The sequence below is a fragment of the Actinoallomurus acanthiterrae genome (assembly GCF_054775715.1).
In genome coordinates this window covers 4,652,742-4,676,028 of record NZ_BAAHCO010000001.1, presented here as the reverse complement: position 1 = coordinate 4,676,028, position 23,287 = coordinate 4,652,742, and the positions used below count along the sequence as shown (strand labels likewise).

The 23,287-nt window shown below is 65.9% G+C and carries 18 protein-coding genes and 3 pseudogenes; 14 read left to right on the top strand and 7 right to left on the bottom strand.

The window, feature by feature from the left end; all coding sequences use genetic code 11:
* Positions 1 to 101 precede the first annotated feature (101 nt).
* Together ACYVF7_RS22500 and ACYVF7_RS22495 are read left to right on the top strand one after the other, a co-directional pair.
* Positions 102 to 1,070 (top strand): LCP family protein, encoded by a 969-nt coding sequence (locus tag ACYVF7_RS22500; RefSeq protein WP_460343901.1) that lies wholly within the window; start codon positions 102 to 104, stop codon positions 1,068 to 1,070.
* A 29-nt stretch (positions 1,071 to 1,099) separates the two neighbouring features.
* Positions 1,100 to 1,489 (top strand): annotated as a pseudogene (locus ACYVF7_RS22495) (IS630 family transposase); the annotation flags it as partial.
* 320 nt (positions 1,490 to 1,809) lie between these two features.
* Here the strand turns inward: ACYVF7_RS22495 and ACYVF7_RS22490 are convergent.
* Both ACYVF7_RS22490 and ACYVF7_RS22485 read right to left on the bottom strand, forming a co-directional pair.
* Positions 1,810 to 2,268 carry a GtrA family protein gene (locus ACYVF7_RS22490; RefSeq protein WP_360904994.1) on the bottom strand — a complete coding sequence of 153 codons (459 nt, stop codon included), beginning with the start codon at positions 2,266 to 2,268 and terminating at the stop codon, positions 1,810 to 1,812.
* Positions 2,269 to 2,275: 7 nt separating this feature from the next.
* On the bottom strand, positions 2,276 to 3,079 hold the full coding sequence (locus ACYVF7_RS22485; protein ID WP_460343897.1) for a WbqC family protein: 804 nt from the start codon (positions 3,077 to 3,079) through the stop codon (positions 2,276 to 2,278).
* Positions 3,080 to 3,408: 329 nt separating this feature from the next.
* Here ACYVF7_RS22485 and ACYVF7_RS22480 point away from each other — a divergent pair, with 329 nt between their 5' ends.
* The gene (locus ACYVF7_RS22480) at positions 3,409 to 3,927 is read left to right on the top strand and encodes a GNAT family N-acetyltransferase (protein WP_360905000.1); all 519 of its coding nucleotides are present in this window, start codon (positions 3,409 to 3,411) and stop codon (positions 3,925 to 3,927) included.
* A 26-nt stretch (positions 3,928 to 3,953) separates the two neighbouring features.
* Here the strand turns inward: ACYVF7_RS22480 and ACYVF7_RS22475 are convergent.
* Positions 3,954 to 4,232: pseudogene (locus tag ACYVF7_RS22475) on the bottom strand (helix-turn-helix domain-containing protein); the annotation flags it as partial.
* A gap of 151 nt (positions 4,233 to 4,383) precedes the next feature.
* Here ACYVF7_RS22475 and ACYVF7_RS22470 point away from each other — a divergent pair.
* The 8 genes from ACYVF7_RS22470 to ACYVF7_RS22435 all read left to right on the top strand — a co-directional run bounded on the left by ACYVF7_RS22470 (position 4,384) and on the right by ACYVF7_RS22435 (position 12,189).
* On the top strand, positions 4,384 to 5,166 hold the full coding sequence (locus ACYVF7_RS22470; protein ID WP_460343894.1) for a DUF459 domain-containing protein: 783 nt from the start codon (positions 4,384 to 4,386) through the stop codon (positions 5,164 to 5,166).
* A gap of 33 nt (positions 5,167 to 5,199) precedes the next feature.
* Positions 5,200 to 6,081, top strand: a complete 882-nt coding sequence (locus ACYVF7_RS22465; RefSeq protein WP_460343891.1) for an SGNH hydrolase domain-containing protein — start codon at positions 5,200 to 5,202, stop codon at positions 6,079 to 6,081.
* Between the two features lie 139 nt (positions 6,082 to 6,220).
* Positions 6,221 to 7,393, top strand: coding sequence for an acyltransferase family protein (locus tag ACYVF7_RS22460; RefSeq protein ID WP_460343888.1), 1,173 nt, complete (start codon positions 6,221 to 6,223; stop codon positions 7,391 to 7,393).
* A gap of 468 nt (positions 7,394 to 7,861) precedes the next feature.
* Positions 7,862 to 8,074: a hypothetical protein gene (locus ACYVF7_RS22455; protein WP_360903926.1), complete on the top strand. Its 213-nt coding sequence runs from the start codon at positions 7,862 to 7,864 to the stop codon at positions 8,072 to 8,074.
* A gap of 301 nt (positions 8,075 to 8,375) precedes the next feature.
* Positions 8,376 to 9,305: an endonuclease/exonuclease/phosphatase family protein gene (locus ACYVF7_RS22450; RefSeq protein WP_460343885.1), complete on the top strand. Its 930-nt coding sequence runs from the start codon at positions 8,376 to 8,378 to the stop codon at positions 9,303 to 9,305.
* 16 nt (positions 9,306 to 9,321) lie between these two features.
* Positions 9,322 to 9,906, top strand: coding sequence for an arsenate reductase/protein-tyrosine-phosphatase family protein (locus tag ACYVF7_RS22445; protein ID WP_460343882.1), 585 nt, complete (start codon positions 9,322 to 9,324; stop codon positions 9,904 to 9,906).
* 175 nt (positions 9,907 to 10,081) lie between these two features.
* Positions 10,082 to 11,236: a glycosyltransferase gene (locus ACYVF7_RS22440; protein WP_460343879.1), complete on the top strand. Its 1,155-nt coding sequence runs from the start codon at positions 10,082 to 10,084 to the stop codon at positions 11,234 to 11,236.
* On the top strand, positions 11,233 to 12,189 hold the full coding sequence (locus ACYVF7_RS22435) for an NAD-dependent epimerase/dehydratase family protein (RefSeq protein ID WP_460343876.1): 957 nt from the start codon (positions 11,233 to 11,235) through the stop codon (positions 12,187 to 12,189). Before ACYVF7_RS22440 ends, ACYVF7_RS22435 begins: the two co-directional genes overlap by 4 nt.
* Positions 12,190 to 12,280: 91 nt before the next feature.
* Here the strand turns inward: ACYVF7_RS22435 and ACYVF7_RS22430 are convergent, their stop codons facing one another.
* Positions 12,281 to 13,249 carry a ribonuclease Z gene (locus ACYVF7_RS22430; RefSeq protein ID WP_460343873.1) on the bottom strand — a complete coding sequence of 323 codons (969 nt, stop codon included), beginning with the start codon at positions 13,247 to 13,249 and terminating at the stop codon, positions 12,281 to 12,283.
* A gap of 162 nt (positions 13,250 to 13,411) precedes the next feature.
* On the opposite strand from ACYVF7_RS22430, the pseudogene ACYVF7_RS22425 reads away from it, so the two are divergent.
* Positions 13,412 to 14,697, top strand: a pseudogene (locus ACYVF7_RS22425) (nucleotide sugar dehydrogenase).
* A gap of 610 nt (positions 14,698 to 15,307) precedes the next feature.
* Positions 15,308 to 16,273 (top strand): glycosyltransferase family 2 protein, encoded by a 966-nt coding sequence (locus tag ACYVF7_RS22420; protein WP_360903947.1) that lies wholly within the window; start codon positions 15,308 to 15,310, stop codon positions 16,271 to 16,273.
* Positions 16,274 to 16,744: 471 nt separating this feature from the next.
* Here the strand turns inward: ACYVF7_RS22420 and ACYVF7_RS22415 are convergent, their stop codons facing one another.
* The gene (locus ACYVF7_RS22415) at positions 16,745 to 17,542 is read right to left on the bottom strand and encodes a hypothetical protein (RefSeq protein ID WP_460343869.1); all 798 of its coding nucleotides are present in this window, start codon (positions 17,540 to 17,542) and stop codon (positions 16,745 to 16,747) included.
* 447 nt (positions 17,543 to 17,989) lie between these two features.
* Between ACYVF7_RS22415 and ACYVF7_RS22410 the strand changes: the two genes are divergently transcribed.
* Positions 17,990 to 18,184, top strand: a complete 195-nt coding sequence (locus ACYVF7_RS22410) for a hypothetical protein (protein ID WP_460343866.1) — start codon at positions 17,990 to 17,992, stop codon at positions 18,182 to 18,184.
* A 7-nt stretch (positions 18,185 to 18,191) separates the two neighbouring features.
* On the opposite strand, the gene ACYVF7_RS22405 is transcribed toward ACYVF7_RS22410, so the two are convergent.
* Positions 18,192 to 21,275, bottom strand: a complete 3,084-nt coding sequence (locus ACYVF7_RS22405; protein ID WP_460343863.1) for a DUF4082 domain-containing protein — start codon at positions 21,273 to 21,275, stop codon at positions 18,192 to 18,194.
* A gap of 653 nt (positions 21,276 to 21,928) precedes the next feature.
* Positions 21,929 to 23,044, bottom strand: a complete 1,116-nt coding sequence (locus ACYVF7_RS22400) for an ice-binding family protein (protein WP_460343860.1) — start codon at positions 23,042 to 23,044, stop codon at positions 21,929 to 21,931.
* Positions 23,045 to 23,287: the final 243 nt, after the last annotated feature.

The following is a 23,287-nucleotide window of genomic DNA, read 5'->3' as shown; positions in this document are numbered from 1 at the left end:
TATAACTACGGACAGTAGCAGCATCTGATCTACCGGGCGCTGTACGAAACCGCGTTGCCACCGGGCCAGTACGAGATGACGAGCGGAAGGAACGCCGCACCATGAACCCTGACGCACCGCCACGGGGGCCGAGAGCATGGCTACCCAGGTACGGCGGGCGGCGCTGGCCGTTCGCCGTGCTCGACGTCCTCCTGGTAGGCCTGCTGGCGTCATGTCTGTTCATCGAAGCGGACCTCGGCCGGATCGACGCGACGGCGCCCTATCCCCTCAAACCCACGTGGGGACTCGGCGAGGATTGGCTCCTGGTCACCCACGACGACCCACCCCAGCCGCCGGGAGAACGGCCGATGACCGGCGCCGGCGGGCGCCGCATCGACACGGCGATGGAGCTTCACCTCCGCCACGACGGCGGCAGACCGCTGCTCGTCAGCCTGCCGTTGCGCACCACCGCCACGATCGCCGGTTACGGCGTCGTCTCGCTCGGCACGGCCTACGACCGAGGCGGGCCACAACTGCTGATCCGCGAGGTCGAGAGCATCGTCCACGCCAGCATCGACCACTACGTCGAGATCGGTCTCGGCGGTCTGGTCTCACTGGCCGACGCGGTCGGCGGGGTGCGAATCTGCGCGGACGAGCCGCCCCGGGTCGCCGCGCCGAGGGCATCCGCGGACTGCTCCACTGTCTCCGGCGACCGGGCGCTGGACTATCTGCGCGGCGGCGCCCTCCCCCATGCCCGCCCGGGTCCCGCCGAACGCCGGCGAAGGCTCATCGCCGCAGTGATCGAGAAGGCGACGAGTCCGGATGCGGCCCTCGACCCGGCGCGGGTCATCGCGTTCGTCAGGACGGCCCTCGCCGTCGTCACGGTCGACAAGGGCAACCACCTGTACGACCTGGTCCGCCTGGCGCTGGCACTGTGCGATGGCGCCGTCACCGCGAAGACGATCCCAACCGTCGGCGCCTGGCAGCCCGGCATCGGCCAGATCGTCGGGTGGGACCCCAAGACGATGGCAGAGCTCGTCCGCTCGTTCGTCGTCGACCGCCCAGAACCCAAAGGCCTGATCCCCGGCTAGTGTCTCGCGTCTGAAATTCGTTGAACGGGTGTGCGGATGGTAGGACGAACCAGGACGTAGCGGCGGAGTTGGGGATCTGGCCGCAGACGGTGGGTAAGTGGCGGCGCCGGTTCGTCGAGCGGCGGCTGGAAGGGCTGGTGGACGAGCCGCAGCCGGGTGCCCCACGCAAGATCACCGATGAGCAGATCGAGCAGGTCGTGGCGGCCACGCTGGAGCGCACTCCGGCCGGTGCCGCGCACTGGTCGCGGGCCTCGATGGCGGCCGAGAGCGGGCTGTCGGCGTCGACGGTGGGCCGGATCTGGAAGGCGTTCCGTCTCAAGCCGCACCAGGTCGACACCTTCAAGCTGTCCAATGACCCGCAGTTCATCGACAAGGTCCGTGACGTCGTCGGCCTGTACCTGGACCCGCCAGACAAGGCCCGATGTGGTGGCACGGGAAGCGGCGTTACAATAGATCCGGTCCGCTGGTGCGGCGAGTTAACTTGTGGGGCGGCCTCGGGCCCGGGGAAGAAGACGCCGACGGGCCGCATCAGCGATCAGCACGAAGTTCTTCCAAACATCATGATCGTGATGGTAGGCACCGCAGTTCCCCGCCGCGGGACGGTGACCGTTTGTTGCCCAGTTGCGCGTGTCACCCGTTCGAGGCGAGACCCCGGTCGGTCGGGGATTCCGGGCGCCTCGTTGATTGAGGACACAGCGCCCACCGTTTTGCCCGGACGGCGTCGCACATGCTGCCATGGTCAGGCGTTGTCCCGTCTCCGGAACGTCCAGGTCCGATGTATCGCGTAACTCAGCGGCGGGCTCAGCAGGATTATCAGCGCCTGCGCCATCATAAGGGGAATTCCGGCGAACTCCACCAGAAGAGGCAGGCCAATGACGGACGCGCCCAGAAAGCTCAGGCCGACGGCGTAGAAGCGCAGGTAGCCGGACACCCAGCCTTCACCGGAGACCTTGAAGACGACCATGCGGTACACCGGATAGACGATCACCACGGTGGCGAAATGGCTGACCACCACCAGGAAAAGATAGGGCACGGCATTCTTGGCGGCCAGTAATCCCAGACCAAGAAGAGCGTAATATATCCCAGCCGTCACGGCGCCTGCCAGCAGATATGTGATGCGCTCTCCGAGGAGAGTCGAGATCAACGCTCGCCGTGCGACGGGGGCCCCCTGGGCGCTACGGCTTTTCAGTTCGAACATGCCGCGGTCACTCCGGATCTGCTGTCGTCGCCCGGACGACACCTTTGAGGTATCCGGCGGCAGCCTGACCCGTGTTGAGGATCAGATCGAGGACGGTCACCTGGTGGTCGAACGGTGGGTGGAGTTGCGGATATTCGGAGTAGCCGGAGTAGTCGAACCATCGAACCTCGATCCCCGCTTGCCGGAAGAGGCTTTCATCAAGGTAGGACCGCGCGGCCGGACCTGTCACATATTGGTCGGCGCCGGCCTTCTGGCATAGATCGACCAGGCGCTCGGTTTTGGATCCCTCCGCGCCATAGTCCTCGGACCTGGTCAAATTTGTCCGGATACCGAGGATGAAACAGATTCCTTTGAGGAAATGCCTGTTCACTGCGGACAGTTTATCGCTTTTACACTTCCGATAGAGTTCCTCCACGATTGGCGCCATTTCATCAAAGCAGGGGGCCTTCCTGTATGCCTGTGCAAGTATTCGCCAGTGTGCGATGTGCCACTCCGGGTCACTTATTTCCACTTCGTTGATCAGCTGACTCCGAGGGCCGCGCTTGACTGGAACGGAGAGCCATTTGAGGCCCGTTGCCATCTTTATACGGTTGCGATTACGCCAATCCCTATCGGTATATTGCACGTCGTCGAACAGCATGAACTCGTCGACGTGAGTGATCAGGTCGAAATATCCTTTCCATGGAATATAGTTCGACTGGACTATGGCGATCCGTTTCATGCGCCGCACCCTTTCGGCTTGCTCGAACGCCGCGCTGCGTCTGGGGCATCCGGCGCTCCACGCAGGGATCACGACGGATACGGTGGTCACGGCGTCAGTCTGACGAATGCAGGTCCGGTACTCGAGAGCGCACGGCCGAATTTGCAGTATCTTGAGAAAGCCAATCCGCATCGTTCACCTCGATTCGATCGGCCACGACAGAAGTCCGACTGATCGCCTTTTTGATCGATCCGAAATCGGGCGCCAATCGCTTAATGTTCGAGTCTCATACTCGTCGTCCAGGCGATCGTCCATCAATGTGATCACCGTGAGGCGGCATGGGACCGGTAAAAAAGGCCCCGTCGGACGGGTGGTTGAGGTAGAAGAGATGCCGTCCACGCTTCACCATGTGGCGGCCCACGCCGCACGAAAGGAAGGTCATGGAGATCAGACTGAGGCCGTTCCGCGAGGACGATCTGGACGTCTTCGAGGCGGAACGGGCTACGCCGGAGCTCAGGGGCGAATTCCAGTGGTACGGACACCACTCATATCGAAGGCTGCGTCAGGACTTCGCCGAGAACGGTCTTCTTGGCGCTGACTCCGGCCGCCTCGCCATCGACGCCGATGGAGACACCGCCGGATGGGTAATGTGGTCGAAGATGGCTTGGGGGCCGGATTCCACATGCTGGTGCTGGACGATCGGCATCTGCGTCTTTTCCGACTTCCGTTACAAAGGCATTGGAACCGAGGCCCAGCGCCAGCTCGTGGACTATCTTTTCGCCCACACCCGGGCGGAGCGCATCCAATGCTTTACCGACGTCGCGAATCGGAGCGAGCAGCGCGCCGTGGAGAAGATCGGGTTCGAACGCGAGGGAATCTTGCGACGCTCCCAATGGCGGAACGGCGATTGGCACGATCAGGTTCTCTACTCGGTGCTGCGTGAGCGAATTCCGCAGTGAGGCGACGCCGACCTAGGGCACGGACTCAGGCCGACGACGTCACGGACCTTGTCGATGAACTGCGGGTCATTGGACAGCTTGAAGGTGTCGACCTGGTGCGGCTTGAGACGGAACGCCTTCCAGATCCGGCCCACCGTCGACGCCGACAGCCCGCTCTCGGCCGCCATCGAGGCCCGCGACCAGTGCGCGGCACCGGCCGGAGTGCGCTCCAGCGTGGCCACCATGACCTGCTCGATCTGCTCATCGGTGATCTTGCGTGGGGCACCCGGCCGCGGCTCGTCCACCAGCCCTTCCAGGTTCGATTCCAACCGCGCCCATTGCGCTTTACAGGTCTGAGCTTTGCCGGAAGGTCAACCACCGACAGATCATGGTTGGTCACTGTCAGTGATACCGTGACCAATTGATCTTGCGAATGGACGGCCGGCGCGGGGGGCGAAGGTGCGGATCATCAGGTCGGTGAAGGTGGGTGCGCTTGCTGCGGTACTCGGAGCGGTCGCGGGCTGCGGCCACGCTACGCGGAGCGCCCCAGACCTCAAGAACGCGGCACCGCTGGGCACGGCGAAGCTCTCCCCGGAGGTCAAGGGGCTGACCGTCCTGGTGGTGGGCGACTCCTGGGCGCGCAACCTCGGCGTCGGCATGGCGAACGTGGGCAAGGCCGGTGGGAACACCGTGGTGAACGCGGCCCAGGGCGGTTGCGGCATCATGCTGCCGACCAAGGACGCGACAGGCGGCCGGGTGGTGCCGACCCGGCCGGCCTGCAGGAGCTGGCCTGAGCAGTGGCCCCGGCTGGTCGAGCGGTACCGGCCACAGGCGGTGGTGCTGTACACCGCGTACTGGGACCAGACGCCACAGGTAATCGACGGCGGCCTGCCGCGCGACCTCGGCGACCCGGTATTCCGGCAGCGGTACCAGGCCAACATGGACCGGGCCATCGGGCTGCTGGGCGCGCACGGTGCCGCGGTGTTCGTGGGCACCGCGATGATCGGTAAGAGCGACCAGAGTCGTACGGCTCACCTCATGAACCGCGAGGTGGAGGCGGCGGTCCGGCGCAACACCGGCCGCAACGTCCATCTGCTGGACGTACGGCATCAGCTGTGCGTGCACGACGACTGCCCCGCCCGTATCGCCGGCATCGACGTCTACGACGAGACCGCCCACCCGACCGCTCCGGCCCACGACCGGCTCGGCAACTGGATCCTCAACACCGTATGGGGGACCGTCGGCCGCGCGACCGGATGACCCATGTTCATCTCTGCGAGGAGGAGAGTGCCGGTGTTCGGTGTCACGAGCCGGGCGATGTCGCGCACGATGGCGGTCGGCTGCTGCGCGGTGGACCTGTTGGTGGCCGGCGCTGGCCGAGCGGCGACCCGACCACCGGATTCCGTACGGCCGTCCACCAGGCTCACGGCGAGCCCGCAGGTCCCCCCGCTGGGCGACGCGGCCGTACGACCCGAGGTCCGAGACCTGAGCGTTCTGGTGGTCGGGGACTCCTGGGGCACGCTCCTCGGCATCGGGATGGAAAAGATGGCCAACCTCTCCGCGGCCCGGCACAATCTCGTGATCAAAGCGGCCCGGGCCGGCTGCGGCATCATGCAGCCCACCAGGATTCTGATCCTGTTCATGGGGCAGTTCATCACCAATCCGGGCTGCAACGACTGGCCGGAGTACTGGCGGGGCCTGGTGGCCAGGTTCCATCCGCAGGCGGTGCTGCTGGAATCCGGAATCTTCGACACCCACAACCCGCAGCAGCTACCCGGTCAGGACCACGCGACGACTATCACCGATCCAGTGTTCCGGGCACAGTTCGACACACAGATCGACCGGGCCATCCGCGTGCTGGGCGCCGGCGGGGCCCGGGTGTTCCTGACGACCCTCAGCGACCTTCCGAAGCCTTACTGGAACCTCGTCAACGGGAGCTGGTCGGTCGCGATGAACGCCGCGCTGCATGCCGCCGCCGAGCGCAATCGGGCCGCTCGGCTGCTCGACATGCACGGCCAGATGTGCACCGACGACAAGGACTGCCCAGCGGTGATCTCCGGCATTCCCGTCTACGACGAGACAACGCACCCTACCCCCGTCGCACGCGACCGGCTGGCCGCATGGATCCTCAACTCCATCTACGCCGATCTCCACGCCCATGCGTCCCGACAGTGACCCGCGTCAGCCGGACCCGGCACCGGGCCTTCCCCATTCGCGACCGGCTCACCCACCGGGTCCTCCACGCGGCGCGGGCGGTCCCCATATGACCACGGCACCGGTCGTCTCCGCCGGTCGGCGGGGACAGCGCCGGAGCGTGTCCCACATCCCAGCGGTGGACGGGCTGCGCGCGCTGGCCGTCCTCGCCGTGATCGCCTACCACTTCGGCCTGCCGCTGCACGGCGGGTTCCTCGGCGTCGACCTGTTCTTCGTGATCTCGGGCTATGTGATCACCCGTCTGCTGCTCGCGGAACGGGCCCATACCGGAACGACCCGGCTCGCGGCGTTCTGGGCCCGCCGGGCCCGCCGCCTGTTCCCGGCGGTGCTGGCCGTGCTGATCGCCGTCCAGGCATGGATGCACCTGTGTGCCGGGGCGACGATGCGCAACACCGTCAACTCCCAGACACTCGCCGCGCTGGTATACGGCTCAAACTGGTATTCGATCTTCGCCGAGGTCGGATACTGGGGGATGCCCGTCGACCGGGCGCCGCTCAACCACCTGTGGTCGCTGGCGGTCGAGGAGCAGTACTACCTGGTCTGGCCGCTGGTCTTCGTCGTGCTGATGGGCATGGTCGGCTCGCGCCGGATACTGGCGTGTGCCGCCCTGCTCTGCGCGGTGTGCGCCTACACCGCGATGCACCTGCTGTTCGTACCCGGAGCGCCCGACCGCGCCTACCTGGGCACCGACTGCCGCGCCGGGGGGCTGGCGCTCGGCGCGCTGCTCGCCGTCCTCACCGTCTCGCCGGCGGTCGTCGACCGCGGCCTGCCCGCCCGCGCGACCACTCCGGTGGCCGTCCTCGCCGGAGCGTGCCTCGCCTGGCTCTGGTGCAACGCACACCTGGACGACCGCGGCCTGTACAGCTGGCAGCTGGCCCTCGCGGGGATCGCGGCGGCCGCACTCATCGGCTCGCTCGTGCTCACCGCGGACGGTCTTCCTGCGAGAATCGTCGGCTCTCGGCCGCTGGTCGCCATCGGCAAGGTCAGCTATTCGCTCTACCTCTGGCACTGGCCGATCTGGGTCTTCGTCTCCGCCGCCGTCACCCGGTGGCCCGCCTCCGGCCGCCTCACCGTGGCCGCGATCGCCACGGCCATCATCGCGACCGCCTCATACCACCTGGTGGAGAACCCGCTGCGGTACACTCGTATGCCGATGAGGTTCCTGGTCCCTGGAATCCTGGCCGTCGCGGCCATGGTCGCCTGCGCAGCGGTTCTCTTCCAGCCGTCCACTCCGGTCGAACAGCGCGACGACGTCCGTGTCAGCGGACCATAGATGGTTGACCGGATCATCCCTTCGCGGCTGCTGTCGCAGGCCGAGTACAACGTGCGGGTGCGCCGCGGCCGATCACGCCTCATGGCCGGCACCGAATATCCGATCAACTATCAGTGTCCAACACCTGAAATTCGTCGGCAAAATCGTGCTAGGGATTCGAGGATCTTCTCGGCCGTCTTGGTCCACACGAACGGCCGGAGATTGGTATTCCAGTCGGCGATCCAGTCGCGAATGTCGACCCCGAGAGCTTGCACGCTCTTGTGGACCCCGGCGGATCTTCTGGTAACTCAGGAAGCCGAACCAGCGTTCGACCTGACGTCGAGGGCCTGGTCAATATTTGCCCGTTGCGGAAACTCTTTGACCGGTCAGCCATCCAAATTGTGATCATTCTCTGGCTAGCATGATCTAGGTCATGTACATTTCGGGGGGACTTTCATCATGAATGTCACAAAGATACAAGGCATAGCCGTGGGACTCGCGCTCACGGCGACCGCTACGCTCACCTCGTCGACCGACGCGGCCGCCGAGACCGGCGGCCGGCTTCAGGCCGCGAGCATCTGCCAGTCCGTTGACGGCATCAACGCGTACGCGAACCAGTACGGCTTCACACCTCGCTACGTGGCTCAGATGTGCAACCAGAACGCGGGTACGCACTGGAACGTGATGGACTTCCGCGGCTAGCGAGGGCATTCCCGGACGATCTCGTGGCCGTTGGACCGGTCACAGGTCGTGGTTACCTTCGAAAGGCAAGCGTGAGCGGCCGCGCGGGCTGACGCCGGCCGCTCATGTTCATGGCGACCCACCGAGGCCACTCAGTCGAAGCAAGGGATCGATGTTACTCTGAGCAATGGATCATTGCGGAGCGTCACATCGACCGTTTCCGATCGACCCAGGAGAGACGGGGTCTCCCATGAACACGATGACTGCGGACTCGCGCGATACGACGGTGCGCTCGCGTGCGCGCGACATTCTCCACCGGCCGATGACATGGGTCCTCGTCATCTGTGCGGGCTGGGCGGTCGCCCGTCTCGTCGGCGTCGACAGGGTGCCGCTTCTGGCCGGACTGCTCGTCCCGATCCTGACCTTCACGCCGTATGCCGCCGTCGTCTCGGTCGTCCTCGTCGTCCTCACTCTGGCGTTCCGTCGCTGGAAGGCCTTCGGTGTCGCCCTGGCGGTGTCGGCGGCGTTCGCCGCCGCCGTGCTTCCCCGCGCCGTCGGTAATGCCGCGCCCGTGGCCGGAGGCCCGGTGCTGCGGATTCTCACGGCCAATCTCCGTCTCGGTCAGGCGAACCCCCACGCCCTCGTCGGTCTCGTGCGCCGCACGCACGCAGACCTACTGAGCATGCAGGAGTTCACGCCGCAGGCCGGCGCCGCCTTCGTCCGGGCGGGGCTGGGACACCTTCTGCCCTACAAGATCACCACACCGCTCGGGAGCGCGCTGGGATCGGCCCTGTACGCACGCTGGCCGCTCCACCCGCGCCCGATGTTCCAGGTACACCTCGTCGGCCTCGCGATACCCCATGCGGAGCTGGACGTTCCCGGAGGACATCGCGTGGAGGTGATGGCAGTGCACCTCGCGCACCCGACGAACCCGACCGGACTCGGGCAGTGGAATCGCGCCTTCGTCATCCTCCCCACGGGACAGCATCAGGGCCCCGTACGGATCCTGGCCGGTGATTTCAACGCCACGCTCGACCACACGTCCCTGCGGCGGCTGATCGGCGAGGGGTACGTCGACGCCGCGAACGAGACCGGAAAAGGGTTGATCCCGACCTTCCGGCAGTGGTGGGTGCCGCCGATCACCCTCGATCACGTGCTCGCCGACGCGCGGTGCGGGGTGCGGCGAGTGACGGTGTACGGCCTGCCCGGCAGCGACCACCGCGCCGTGTTCGCGGAACTCCGGCTGCCGTGATCGCCGAGGACGCCACATGAGGCCCGAGCGATTCCACGTCCTGTTCGTCTGCACGGCCAACATCTGCCGGTCTCCCATGGCCGCGGAGCTCGCTCGGCTCAGGCTCGGGGCCGCGGCGCGGTCCGGGGACATCCTCGTGAGCAGCGCCGGGACCCATGGGCACGATGGAGCCGACATGGATCCGGACGCCGCCGCCGTGCTCCGCTCCCTCGGCGGCGAGACGGCCGGCTTCTCCGCGCGAACCGTCACCGTGCCGCTGCTGTCCTCGGCCGATCTCGTCCTCACCGCGGAGCGCGGGCACCGCGCGGCCGTCGCGGCCCTCCACCCCTCGGCGCACGCCAGAATGTTCACGATCCTGGAGTTCGCCCGGCTCATCCGCCGGATCAGCCCGGATCGGCTCGCCGGCGAGGACATCGCGGCCCGCGCGCGGTCGCTCGTCCGGGAGGCGGCACGCATGCGGGGCATGTCTCCGCCGGGTCCGCCGGACGAGGACATCGCCGATCCGTATCAGGGCCCGGCCGAGGATTACCGTGCCTGCGCGACGACGATCCAGGTGGCACTCGACCTGCCACTCCGGCGCATCCTGTCCGGACCGCCATGACCGTGATGGAACGCCGGCCGCGATCCCGGCATCGACAGTCCTCCGATGGTCGTGATTCCCATTTCCTTTTCTTTAGCAACGCCAGATTGTGCACACGGTGAGTTGCGGCTAGGTACTCTCCGTGATCGATTCGCGGTGTGGGGGGCGCATGGTGGCTGACAATCGGATCAGAGTGATGCGGGTCATCACCCGGATGAACGTCGGTGGTCCGGCGCTTCAGGCGGTGGAGCTCATGCGGGGTCTTGACACCGGGCTCTTCGATCAGCGTCTCTACACGGGGGCGGTCGAACCGGGCGAGGCCGACTACCTGGACCTTCGCGCCCCCGACGTCACTCCGTTCCGGAATCCCGCACTCGGGCGTTCGATCCGGCCGGGAGACGACGCCCGCGCCATCGCGGCGCTCGTCACCGAGATGCGCCGGTTCCGGCCGCACATCGTCCACACCCATACCGCCAAGGCCGGTCTGCTGGGCCGGGCCGCCGCCGTGCTGACCCGCGTGCCCGCGCGCGTGCACACGCACCACGGGCACCTGCTGCACGGCTACTTCTCCCCCGCCAAGACACGACTGGTGGTGTCCGCCGAGCGGGCCTCGGCCGCGATGACGGACCGGCTCGTCGCCGTCGGCGCTCGGGTCCGCGACGAGCTGCTCGCCGCCGGGGTCGGCCGCCCGGAGCAGTATGTCGTGGTGCCGCCGGGCGCCGCACTCGGCCCGCTTCCCAGCCGCGCCGCGGCCCGGATGGCGCTGGGAATCCGCGGCGACGGCCCGGTCGTCGCGTACGTGGGCCGACTGACGCGGATCAAGCGGCCGGACCGGCTGGTGGGCGTGGCCCGCCAGGTGCGCCGCCTACAGCCCGAGGCCCGGTTCATCGTCTGCGGGGGCGGTGACGCCATGCCGGAGGTCGAGGCCGCCGCCAAGACCTCCCGGGGCAGGTTCACGCTGCTGGGCTGGCGTGCCGATGTCGAGACGGTCTACGCCGCCGCCGACCTGGTGATCCTCACGTCCGACAACGAGGGCATGCCGGTCTCGCTCATCGAGGCCGGGCTGGCGGGGTTGCCCTGCGTCGCGACCCACGTGGGAAGTGTCGCCGAAGTGGTACGGCACGAGGAGACCGGGCTGCTCGCGCGCTGCGACACACACGAGCTCACCTGTCACATCGTGCGGCTGCTCCGGGACGAACCGCTGCGCCGCAAGATGGGGGACGAGGCGCGCGCGTGGACGACGCGACGATTCGGCCCGCAAAGGCTGGTGTCCGACATCGGGGAGATCTACGCGTCGATCGCCGAGGCGCGGGGCTGGTGGCCCGCCCACGCGGAAGAGGTGGTCCGGTGAGGGTCGTGGTCACCGGCGGTGCCGGCTTCATCGGGGGCAATCTGTGCCGGGAGCTCACGGCGCGGCCGGGCGTCGACGAGGTCATCGCCCTCGACGACCTCAGCACCGGCCGGATCGAGAACCTCGAGGGCTCCGGGGCGGAGCTCATCAAGGGCAGCATCCTGGACCAAGGGCTGCTGGCCGATGTCGTGGCCGACGCGGACGCGGTCGTGCACCTCGCCGCCCGCCCGTCGATCCCGCGTTCGCTGGCGGCGCCGGTGGCGAGCCACCACGCCAACGCCACCGGCACGCTGCTCCTCCTGGAGGCGTGCCGCCGCAACTCGGTGCACGTGGTCGCCGCCTCCTCGTCCTCGGTCTACGGGGCGACGCCGGATCTGCCGAAGCACGAGGATCTGCCCACGCGTCCGCTCAACCCCTACGGTGCGAGCAAGCTCGCCGCCGAGGCATACGTCCTGGCGTACGGTGCCAGCTTCGGGCTGCCCGTCCTGCCTCTGCGTTTCTTCAACGTCTACGGCCCTCTGCAGTCGGCCGGGCATGCCTACTCGGCCGTGATACCGAGGTTCATCGACGCCGCATTACGGGGCGAACCGCTGGTCGTCCACGGGGACGGCCTGCAGACGCGCGACTTCACGTACGTCGGCACGGTCGTGGCGATGCTCGCCGACGCGGTGCTTCGCCGGGTGACCAGCGCACGGCCGGTGAACCTCGCGTTCGGTACCCGGGTGTCGATCCTCGAACTCACGGAGCGGCTGTCCGCCCTGCTGGGCCGGCCGGTGGAACTGGTGCACGTCCCGCCACGCACCGGAGACGTACGCGACTCACAGGCCGCCGACGCGCGGCTGCGCCGTCTCTTTCCCCGCGTCGGAGCGGTCCCGCTGGATACCGGGCTCGAGCGGACGATCGCGTGGTTCCGCGACCGGACGGCCTCCCCACGGGACCCCGCGATGCCCTGACCGCCGGCGTCGTACCCGCGCAGCGCGGTGGCCGGGCGCTGTGCCTGCCGTGGCGGCACAGCGGCCCCGTGGTGTGGAGAGCGTTCGGCGGTCAGACCGAGGTGGTCTCGGGGCCGGATGTCGGCTCGAGCCGGCGGCGTGGCGGCACGGGCACCCGGTCGAGGTCGCGCGCGAGCACGATGTCGCCGCCGAACGCGGCCGCCGCCTCGGCGGCGAACCGCAGCTGATCCTCGGCGGGGTACCGCTCGGAGAAGTGAGTGAGGACCAGGCGCCGCACTCCGCATTCCGCGGCGATCTCGCCTGCCTGCGCGGCGGTGAGATGCCCATATTCGGCCGCCAGCCGGGCATCCGCCCCCAGGAAGGTGGATTCGATGATCAGAAGGTCGACGCCGTCAGCGAGCCGCATGATGGCGTCGCAGAGCCGGGTGTCCATGACGAAGGCGGCCTTCTGCCCGGGGCGGGGCACACTGCATTCGGCCCGCGTGACCGTACGGCCGTCCGGAGCGGTCACGCGTCCAACGCGTTGCAGCTCCCCGACCAGTGGGCCACCGAGCCCGTACTCGATGAGCTTCTCGGGCAGCATGGTGAAGCCGTCCGGCTCCACGAGGCGGTAACCGTAGGATTCGACAGGGTGCGAGAGCCGGCGCGCGGTCAGGGCGAACGGCGCGTCCGCGGTGTCGATCCACGCCTCGTCACCGGCGATCGGCTGTTCGCCGACGACGTCCGTGTCGGCGAACACCGCCGCGTGCCGAAGCCGCCGCCAATAGACCTCGCCGCTCGCCGGGAACACCGCGCGTACGGGATGTTCGACCCCGTCGCGGGCGATCCGCTGGATCACCCCGGGCACGCCGAGACAGTGGTCGCCGTGGAAGTGCGTCAGGCAGATCCACCGGATGTCGTGCGCGCTCACGCCCGCGTTCAGCATCTGCCGCTGCGTGCCCTCGCCGGGATCGAACATGATGCCGTGACCATCCCAGCGCAGCAGGTAGCCGTTGTGGTTGCGGGCCCGGGTGGGCACGGCGCTGGCGGTACCGAGAACGACGAGATCGCGCGTTGACATGGTCCCATCATGCTCCCGGCCGAGATCACCGCGGCCCGGATGACGGCCGGAGCGGCCACCCGGATCCGCTGGTCGGGTGAGAGGCGTGTCGATCACCGACCCCACAGACCATCACGATTAGCATGCAGACGCTGACCGTAAGTAATGCTCCAGTGAGGCGCGATGAACCAGCCACGGGACGATCGAGCGGTCGAATGGGACCTCGCCGTGATCGGGCTCGGCTACGTCGGGATGCCGATCGTCCGTGAGGTGTCGCGGAGCGGGATGCGCGTCGTCGGGGTCGACGTCGACGAGCGCCTGGTCGGCCGCCTGAACTCGGGTGTCTCCCATGTCGACGACCTCTCCGATGAGGAGGTCGCGGGGCTGGTCGCCCAGGGGTTCCACGCGACGACCGATCACGAGGTGCTGGCCGGGGCCGGCACCGTGCTCATCTGCGTTCCCACGCCCCTCGACCGCGACCGGCGTCCCGACCTGAGCGCCGTGGTCGGAGCCGCAGAGATGATCGCCTGGCGACTGCGGCCGGGCACTCTCGTCGTCCTGGAATCGACCACCTGGCCGGGCACGACGGAGGAGGTCGTCCAGCCGCTGCTGGAGAAGGGCGGGCTCACCGCGGGCACCGACTTCCACCTGGCCTACTCGCCGGAGCGCATCGACCCGGGCAATCCCGTCTTCGGCCTGCGCAACACACCGAAGATCGTCGGCGGGCTCACGCCCGCCTGCCTGGACCGGGCGGTGTCCTTCTACGGCAAGTTCGTGGAGCAGATCGTGCCGGTCCGCAGCACCCGCGAGGCCGAGATGGCCAAGCTACTGGAGAACACCTATCGCCAGGTCAACATCGGCCTGGTCAACGAGATCGCGATGTTCTGCGACGAACTCGGGATCGACGTCTGGGAGACCATCGCGGCGGCGGCCACCAAGCCGTTCGGCTACGAGGCGTTCCGGCCCGGTCCGGGTGTCGGGGGGCACTGTATCCCGATCGACCCGAGCTACCTGTCGCATCGCGTGCGGCGGCTCGGCTACCAGTTCCAGTTCGCCGAGCTCGCCCAGCAGATCAACGACCGGATGCCCGGTTACGTCGCCGAGCGCGCCGCGCGGCTGCTGCACCGGCACGGACGCTGTGTCAGCGAAGCGGGCATCGCGCTGCTCGGCGTGACCTACAAGCCGGACATCGCCGACGACCGCGAGTCGCGGCCCGCCCGCTGGCCCGCCGGCTGCACGCCTCCGGAGCGAGAATCCGTTACGTCGACCCGCTCGTGGACGAGTGGTCGGTCGACGGGGTGGAGGTGACGCGCTGCGCGGACTTGGACACCGCGCTGGAGGGCACCGACCTCGCCATCCTCCTGCAGCCGCACCGGGCCTTCGACCTGGACCTGATCACGGCCAAGGCCCGCCTGCTGTTGGACACCCGCGGTGTGCTGCCGATCTCGGACAACGTCGAACGCCTCTGACCACCGCGTGGCCCTAGTTGTGCCGCGTCCAAGATCGTTGTTCGTGTAATTGATCTTTAGCCGGACGCGGGCCAGGCTGCTTTCGAGTGCGATCTCGGAGGCGGTTGATGGGACGTCCCCGGAAGTGTTCGTCCGGCCGGTCACGATGAGCGAAGCTCCCGGTCGCGGGCGACCTGGAGCATGTCGCCGCAGATATCGATCAGTGTTACATAGGCGCGGGCGGCGGCGTCCAGATAATGGTGATTATCTGCGCCACTAACACCGGGACAGCGAGAACTTCGACCAGAAGTATTAGGCATGCCACCGAAATAAGGAGAGCTGCCAGCGGGCGACACAAAACCGGATCAATCCCGTCGGCCACGATTCGGTCGCCTGGAAGAACGACCGTGCGGTAGACCGGATATTCAAACCTGGCTTGCGAACAAACCGGTCACCTTACCTCTTTGTGTAGCCAGTGCCAGATATCCGCCATTTAAGCTTTGGAAGTAAAGGAGGAGGTCAGCACGCGGAATTAATTGATCAATTCCCATCCGGCGACAGTAGATCCCGGCCAGAACCGGAAATGCTGCACTGAGATCGAGCCGGCTCTAACCAGCTCCGTGAGGTGCTCATGTTCGTTTCCGTCGTCGTCCCATGCTACCGGTCGGCACAGACGCTGCCAGAGCTCGTCGCCCGGCTCGCCGCCGTCCTTCCAGGCGCGGCCATCGAACACGAAATCGTTCTGGTCGTCGACGGCAGCCCAGACGACACATGGGACGTCGCCGCCGACCTGGCGCGCAGCCACCGGGAGGTTCGAGCGATTCAGCTGGCACGCAACTACGGCCAGCACAACGCCCTGATCGCCGGCGTGCGCGCCGCCCGTCACGACATCATCGTGACGATGGACGACGATCTTCAGCACCTGCCGGAGGAAGTACCGCGCCTGCTCGCCGCGCTCACGGATGACATCGATCTCGTCTACGCATGCCCACGGGAGGAGGAGCACGGGCTGGCCCGCAGTCTCGCGTCCCAGCTGGTGAAAATGACGCTGTCCGGCCCGCTCGGGGTCCCGGACGCCAGGTCCATCAGCGCCTTCCGGGCGTTCCGCATGTTCCTTCGCGACGGCTTCGACGGCCTTACCGGCCCGCATGCGTCGATCGATGTGGCCCTGTCCTGGGGCACCACCCGTATCGGATGCGTCGACGTGCGCATGGACCACCGCATGTCCGGACGGTCCGGCTACACCCTGTCAAGCCTGATGCGTCATGCGGTCAACCTGCTCGTCGGTTACAGTACGGCACCACTGCGATTCGTCAGCGGCCTCGGCCTGGTAGTCGGGGCGTTCGGGCTGCTCCTCGTCGGCATCGTGTTGTGGAGCTACCTCACCGGCGCGATCACTGTCGCGGGATTCACCAGCGTGGCCTCGATGATCGCACTCTTCTCGAGCGCCCAGATACTCGGAATCGGGGTGCTCGGCGAGTATCTGGGCCGTGTACACGCGTGTGGCATGGGCCGCCCCACATACGTCATCCGCAGCGAGATCGACCGGGCGGCCGCTGAGGAGACGGTAGACCTGCGATCCGACGTCCTCTCCTAGCCAGCACCCGCCATCGCGCCATCACGGCCCGTAGTACGAGACGCGTGCTCTCCACGACGCGGTCCAGTTCCCGACAACAGATCGAAGGGCACATGCACGAGGCAAAGCCTGGGCGATTTGCGGCCAAGGAGCGAGAGCGTGGCGGGGGCCGGCGACCGCGTTGTTCACTGCGATCACGACTGCAACCGACCAGACGGCGATTCCGTCGCGACCTAGAGTACGAGACGACGGTCTCGACGACGCAGTCCAACTCCGCCTCGTTCATCGCGGCGAAGAGCGGTAGCCGGACGAGCCGGTCCGCGACGTCCCCGGTGACGTCGCATCCGCCCGGCGCCACGCGTCCGTACCGGAGTCCCGCGGGGGTTCCGTGCAACGGCTGGTAGTGGAAGGTGGCCTGAGAGGAGAGCACTCATCTCCAGGGCGCCGCTACATAGGTGCGATTGGTCGGCATAGCCGAGCTTTCGGACAGAGTCATTCGTCCTCTTCTTTCCCCGTTCCCAGCAATCCGCGACGGAGAAGGTGGACGGTGAAAACACTGAGCACAGGCTCGAAGCCGTAGTCGGCCCAGCGACGCTGCACTCGGACATTGCTGCTCTGGGTCGTGCAGACCACGCCTCCGAGCCCGCGCGCCTCCGCCCGACCCTCCATTCCGCCGAGCAGGTGGGCGTAGAGTCCGGCCCCCTGGGCGCCGGAGACCATGCCGCCGAGCGCGAACTCGGCGACGCCGCTCGCATCCCCATAGGTAAGGAAACCGAGCATCGTGGGCCCATCTTCGTGGTAACCGGTGTTCCGGAGAGCGACGACACCGCTCCTGATCTCCCTGCGAGCCCATTCCTGGTAACCCGCGAGCGCCAGTTCGGAATCGAAGAGTGGATTGGCGAGATAGTGGTTGCTGTAACCACGGAAGGCGTCGGCGACCATGGCATCCATAGCCGCGGCGGTCACGGTATCGACGATCTCAAGGCCGCGCGGCGGCGGAGGGCGCCGTCCCTTGCCCGTGACGAGTCTCCACCCGACGAGATTGTCGGCGATGATGGCGGTCCGATCGAGTTCGGTCAGGGCCGCGAACCACCTCATTCGGTCGGCCGGATAACGCAGGATCACGACGTCCGCCGTTGAGGCATGGAGCGCGTCCAGCACGTCGTCAAGCGTGGCCGCCGAGGTCGCGGAGACGGAGACACGGTCGACCTTGATGCCGAACCGGGACGATTCGCACGGAGACGGCGCAGCTACCACGCCTGGCGCCAAGGCAACATCGTGCCAACTCATGGATGCCTCCGAATTCGCGCGATCGACAAAAGATCCCTTAATTAAGACAAAAGACAGAGCTCTCCGACAAATCCCTCTGATACTCAATTCTATGAATCCATGCCGAGCGATCGACGCGCGCTCGCGTCAATTAATGTATTGTACCTGACAAAGCTTTTTGAGCCGACCGACGCCCTATGAGGGGCGACACAGGCGACTAGGCAACAGGCGGGCACCAACCCGCAGCTGGAAACCAGCTCGTACCATCGCGCGATGGCGGGCAGAAGTGTTCATAAAATCGCCGACGCGGCCCATCGGCCGGCAATGGTGATGTTCGAGGGCGGTCCGCATGAGGATGCCCTCCGGGCCGCGGGCGTGCCGGTCGTTCACCTCGGTTTCCGGCCCGCTCGGCAGGCCGGCTGATGCCTGCGGCCAACGCGGCGGCGCTCGTGCGGCTTCGTCGGCCGGTTGCGCCGCACCCGGCCCGACGTGCTGCACACGTTCCGGTACCACGGTTACGTGACGGCCGCTCCCGCCGCGCCGCCGGCGCGGGTTCCCGTGCTCGTGCTCGTCGCGCCAAAGGTGAGGGCGATGACGATGGCCGAACTCGTCGCCTCGCTCATCACGGATCGCCAGGAACCCAAGACCTTGATCCCGGACTGACTAAACGTTAGCTCGATGCTACGAACAGCACGTCGACCCAGTAGTTGGTGGTCTGGTAGGTCCCTGTGGGGAATGTGTTCGTGGCGCCGTAGGCGTACACGCCGTTCCCACCGGAATCAGCGCTCGCCGGCGCGGTCAAAGGAGCGTTGACGTACGCACTGGTGAAATACGGCCGCGTCACAGAATAATAACCCGAAGACGTGAAATAAGACGCGATATACGTAGTATTCGCCGTCACCGGCACCGGGGTGGAGAAGTTCACCTGCTGCCAGCCGCTTGCTGTTTCGTTGGTGAAGGTCGCACTCGCCAGCAACGTCCCGCTCGAACTCCACAAACTTCCCACGTGAGTCCCCGTGTTCAACGAGCCCTTGTAGAACCGGATACCACTGATGAAACCGTTCACGGACGCCGTGAACTTCACCCCGAGGGTAACCGGCTGAGTATCGGGATTCGACTGGACGGCGGGAACAGCCGTGTCGTCCCACAAGCTGGACGTTGGCGTGAACACCACGTCGACCCAGTAGTTGGTGGACTGGTAGGTCCCTGTGGGGAATGTGTTCGTGGCGCCGTAGGCGTACACGCCGTTCCCACCGGAATCAGCGCTCGCCGGCGCGGTCAAAGGAGCATTGGTGTACGCAGTGGTGAAATACGGCCGCGTCACAGAATAAAAACCCGACGGCGTGAAATAAGATGCGACATACGTAGTATTCGCCGTCACCCCCACCGGGCTGGAGAAGTTCACCTGCTGCCAGCCGCTTGCTGTTTCGTTGGTGAAGGTCGCACTCGCCAGCAACGTCCCGCTCGAACTCCACAAACTTCCCACGTGAGTCCCCGTGTTCGACGAGCCCTTGTAGAACCGGATACCACTGATGAAACCGTTCGCGGACGCCGTGAACTTCACCCCGAGGGTGATCGGCTGAGTATCGGGATTCGACTGGACGGCGGGAACAGCCGTGTCGTCCCACAGGCTGAACCTTGGCGCGAACACCACGTCGACCCAGTAGTTGGTGGACTGGTAGGTCCCTGTGGGGAACGCGCTCGTGGCTCCGTAGGCGTACACACCGTTCCCACCGGAATCAGCGCTCGCCGGCGCGGTCAAAGGATAGTTATTATATGGATTTGTGAAGTACGGCCGCGACACGGCATAGTGGCCTGGCGTATGATAAGACGCGACATACGTGGTGTTCACACTAATTGTCACCGGGGTGGAGAAATTAACCTGCTGCCAGCCGCTTGCTGTTTCATTGGTAAACGTTGCTTCCGCGAGTAGCGTCCCGGTAGAACTCCATAGATGGCCGACGTGCGTCCCCGTGTTGGCCGCGCCCTTGTAGAACCTTATTCCGGTGATTTGGCCAGAGGTGGTGGCCGTGAACTTCACCCCTACTTCTACGGACTGGGTATCGCTGCTCGCGTCCACGTCCGGGACAGTCGTCGACGACCAAAGCGTGCAACATGTCCCGCCTACGGTCACATTCACTGTGGTCGGATTCGTCTGGATGTTGCCGATATCATCGACTGCGCGAACGCTGATCGTCACGGGTCCGTTGCCGGTGGGCGTCCATTGGTACTGCCAGGCGCTTCGGCCGGTCGCCTTGAACCATCGTGTGCCGTCGAACGAAACTTCCACACCCCCGACGACGCCGCCCCCGGTATCGCTGGCCGTTCCCTGAATCGTGACCACCCTTCCCGTGGCCACACCGGCACCGCTCGACGGATTGGTGATCGTTGACGTCGGTGGAGACGTGTCCGTCGACTGGGTCGCCGGCACCAGGCCGGGCTGGAGGCTGGCCGGCTGACTGCCCATGTCAGCGAAGAGATTGACCGTCGCCTGCTGCATATTGATGTCCGTGGGGGTTCCGGCCCGATCGTGAACTGCGTCGAGCCCCCACGCCCACTGGGTGGTCCCCGCTCCGAAGACGAGCGCTCCGCTCGGAGCCCGGTAGAGCACCAGGCTGTGTGTGGCGGTCCCAGCGCCGTACTGGCTCCCGTAGTCGAGCAGGTATTGGGTGGCCGTGGTCACGGTCGTGCTCGAGAACCTGACCAGTCCGGGCGGTGCGGTTGCGTCGTCGGGCGCCTCGTCGAACTCATACCCCAGCGTTCCTGCGGGAAAGGTCGCCGTCTGGCCGGGAGAAAGACTGGCGATCGACGTGTTGCGCCACAACCGCATGTCGCTGAACGCAGCGGGGACCCGTATCGAATCGTTGACGACCTGGTTGACCATGTACAGCGTGCCTGTCAGCGCGTTCTCCGGTCGCCCTCCGTCCGCCGGCGGGGAGTAACGCGGATCTCGCCACGTCCCCGTCCACGTCGAAGTCGGATCGAGCCTCGTGCCGTTCGCAAGCGTCTCCTTGTAGCAGACGAGCGTCCTGAACGAGGTGCCGTCCGCGATGCTGTTCTCCCACCTGGTCTTCCAGAATATCTCGTTTCCGGAGAAGAAGGTGAGGTTCACGCCATTGTCGCGAGCGTTCTGCACGTTGGTCCGCATCTCGTTGGACCAGTATTCGTCATGGCCGGAGGACATGAAGACCTTGTGCCCGAGAATCTGCGCCGGCCGCATGGCGGTGTCCACGTCGGTGGTGTAGCTCACGTCGTATGCGTTCGCCTCGAGCCATCTGACCATTGGATATTCGGAATCGAAGAACCAGCTGTAAACAGAGCTCTCCCGAGTGTTGAACGGACGGTTGTAGCTCACCTTGAACGCCCGCCCCGCCGGGGCACCTGTATAGAGGCTGTTGCCGCCGTAGGAGTTGTACGCCTGCCACGTGGCGTCAGATGTCTGCACCAGAAGATCCGAGTGACGTGTGTCGTCCCTGACGACGAAGATCATCTGGCTGGCCTCACCGGCCACGTCATCACGCACCAGTTTCGCGATGTAGACGCCGGAGACCGCGCTCGCCGGCACATCCCATGAGGCCGATACCGCCCAGTTGCCACAGTCGATCAGGCCGGTCGTGCTGTCGGTCAGACAAGCCGGCTGCGTCTGCGGCAGGGCGGCGGACGGCTGAACCGTAGCGATCAGGCGCGCTCCCAGGCCGCTGTAGTAGCCCATGCGATAGATGTCCAGGTGATAGGCGGTCGCGGGAGTCAGCACCTTGAATTGTATGGTCTCCCCGTGGGCGACACTAATTTGAGTGGCATATCCCTGGATATTGGGGGAACCCGCTCCGGTGATATCCCATTGGCTGGGCGGGTTGCCAGGAAGGCTGTTCTCGATGCAAATGATTGACGTCGGCGGGCACCCGGCTCTACGAGCGCGGACCCCGCTCTTGGCAATTCGGCGGCTTCTCAAGGACGATGCGGGAAGGGCTGAGCGTATGTCGGCCGATATAGGGGCGGGTACGTCTTTCGACGACGCTGCCGGTGGTGTCTGCGAACCACGCGCGACCTGAGGGACGTGCTCAGCAGGCTTGTGTGCGGACGCATGCGAAGGACTCGAAACGCCCTGGAGCAAACAGATCAGGACAACCAGACTGTTCCCGCGTGCGATCCAGGGCCTCAGGCGCCGCCCGCGCCACAGCCCTTGCCTGTTCGCACCGTCTCGCACCTTCGGTCTGCTCAATTCATTAGTCCTTGGTCACGTTAGCGGAGTGGTGTATGCGTCGACCTCCGCGTGATCCGTTGTTGCAGGTTAAGCGGTGATTGCTTGTTGGGTGGTGTTCTCGTACGGCGGGTCGCCGCTGATCACGCGGAGACGCGCTTCGGCGAGGAATTCCAGGCCCACGTAGCGGCGGACTTCAGCCCATTTCAGACAGTCCCAGTAGATACGGTTTGATTGATTGTGGGTGAGGTGCTTGGGGCCCAGTGGATGGGTTGTTCCCCGTCGAAGGTGGTTCCGCCGAGGTAGACCGCGGTGATGCGATGTTGGCCCGCGGAGAGGGCGGAGGTGGTGAAGGCGGCGGGTTGTGCGGTGCTGTAGAAGAAGGCGGTGCCGATGACGGTGTTGCCGTCTTTGAAGGCGACGTTCCCTTGAGGGGTGAAGGTTCCGCTGTTTTGCTGGACGGTCGCGGTGAAGGTGACCGGTTCTCCGGTTCTGGCGGGGTTGTTGTTCGAGGTGACCGTGGTGGTCGTCGGGCGATCGTCGGGAAGGAGGATGAGGGTGGGGGGTTGGCTGGTGGCGCCGGTGATGGTGATGGCGTTGTTGAGGGTGAACAGGTGGCCGATGGGGTTGGCTCGGCTGTTGACGTTGATGGCGTTGTTGGCGATGAGGTTGCCGCGGAAGGTGGTGAAGGTGTTGAGGGTGGCGGAGTCGCTGATGGCCCAGTAGAGGTTGTTGGCCTGGGCGCCTCCGGTGAGGGTGATGGTGCTGGACATGGCGGTGGTGAGGGTGGTGGCTTTGAAGACGAAGATGGCGTCGGGGTTGGCTTGGGCGTCCAGGGTGAGGGTTCCGTTGATCTGGAAGTCGCCGGTGGTGGAGTCGTAGACGCCGGGGGTTCTGGTGGTGTTGCCCAGTTCTGCGGGCAAGGTGGCGTTCGGTGTCATCGCGGTGAGGTTGTTGTAGGCGGTGACGACGTCGGCTTTGGCGTTGGCCGCGGTGGAGTCGCCGGCGTGGATGGTTCCGTTGATGGTGCCGGGCGGGAAGCCGGTGACCGTAGAGCCCGGGCTCGTCCCGAGGTCTCCGATGACCCGGGTGAGGTTGGTGTTGGTGACGCTTGATCCGGCCAGGACCGCGAACGGCGCCGCAGCACCAATACGCGCCTTGAAGACGTGGCTCTGTGTTCCGCCGGCCACGTTCGTGACGAGAAGGGCCGCCAGAGGCGCCGCCAACGAGACACGCGCTTTCAATGCAAGCAGTGCGCAAAAATCAGCAAATGCCACGACATTCCCCTTATTCCGGCTCGACACGCCGAGCAGAGCCGCCACCGACACGCTCCGATCAAGATATCGAGTTAAGGCCTCCAAGCAAGTAACACGCATGGACATGGCGAGCTAAGGTCCGCACTAAAAACCCATCAACCGGAGTCTTCGTTGATCGAATAAGACGCACATTTGCTACCGCTCTAAGCGCACACATCGTCGCATGTCATGACGGCTCACAGGCAAGTGCTGACATTCGCGCGATATTTCACGCCCTGATCGTGGCTGTGCGAGTTCCGGCACGAGGAT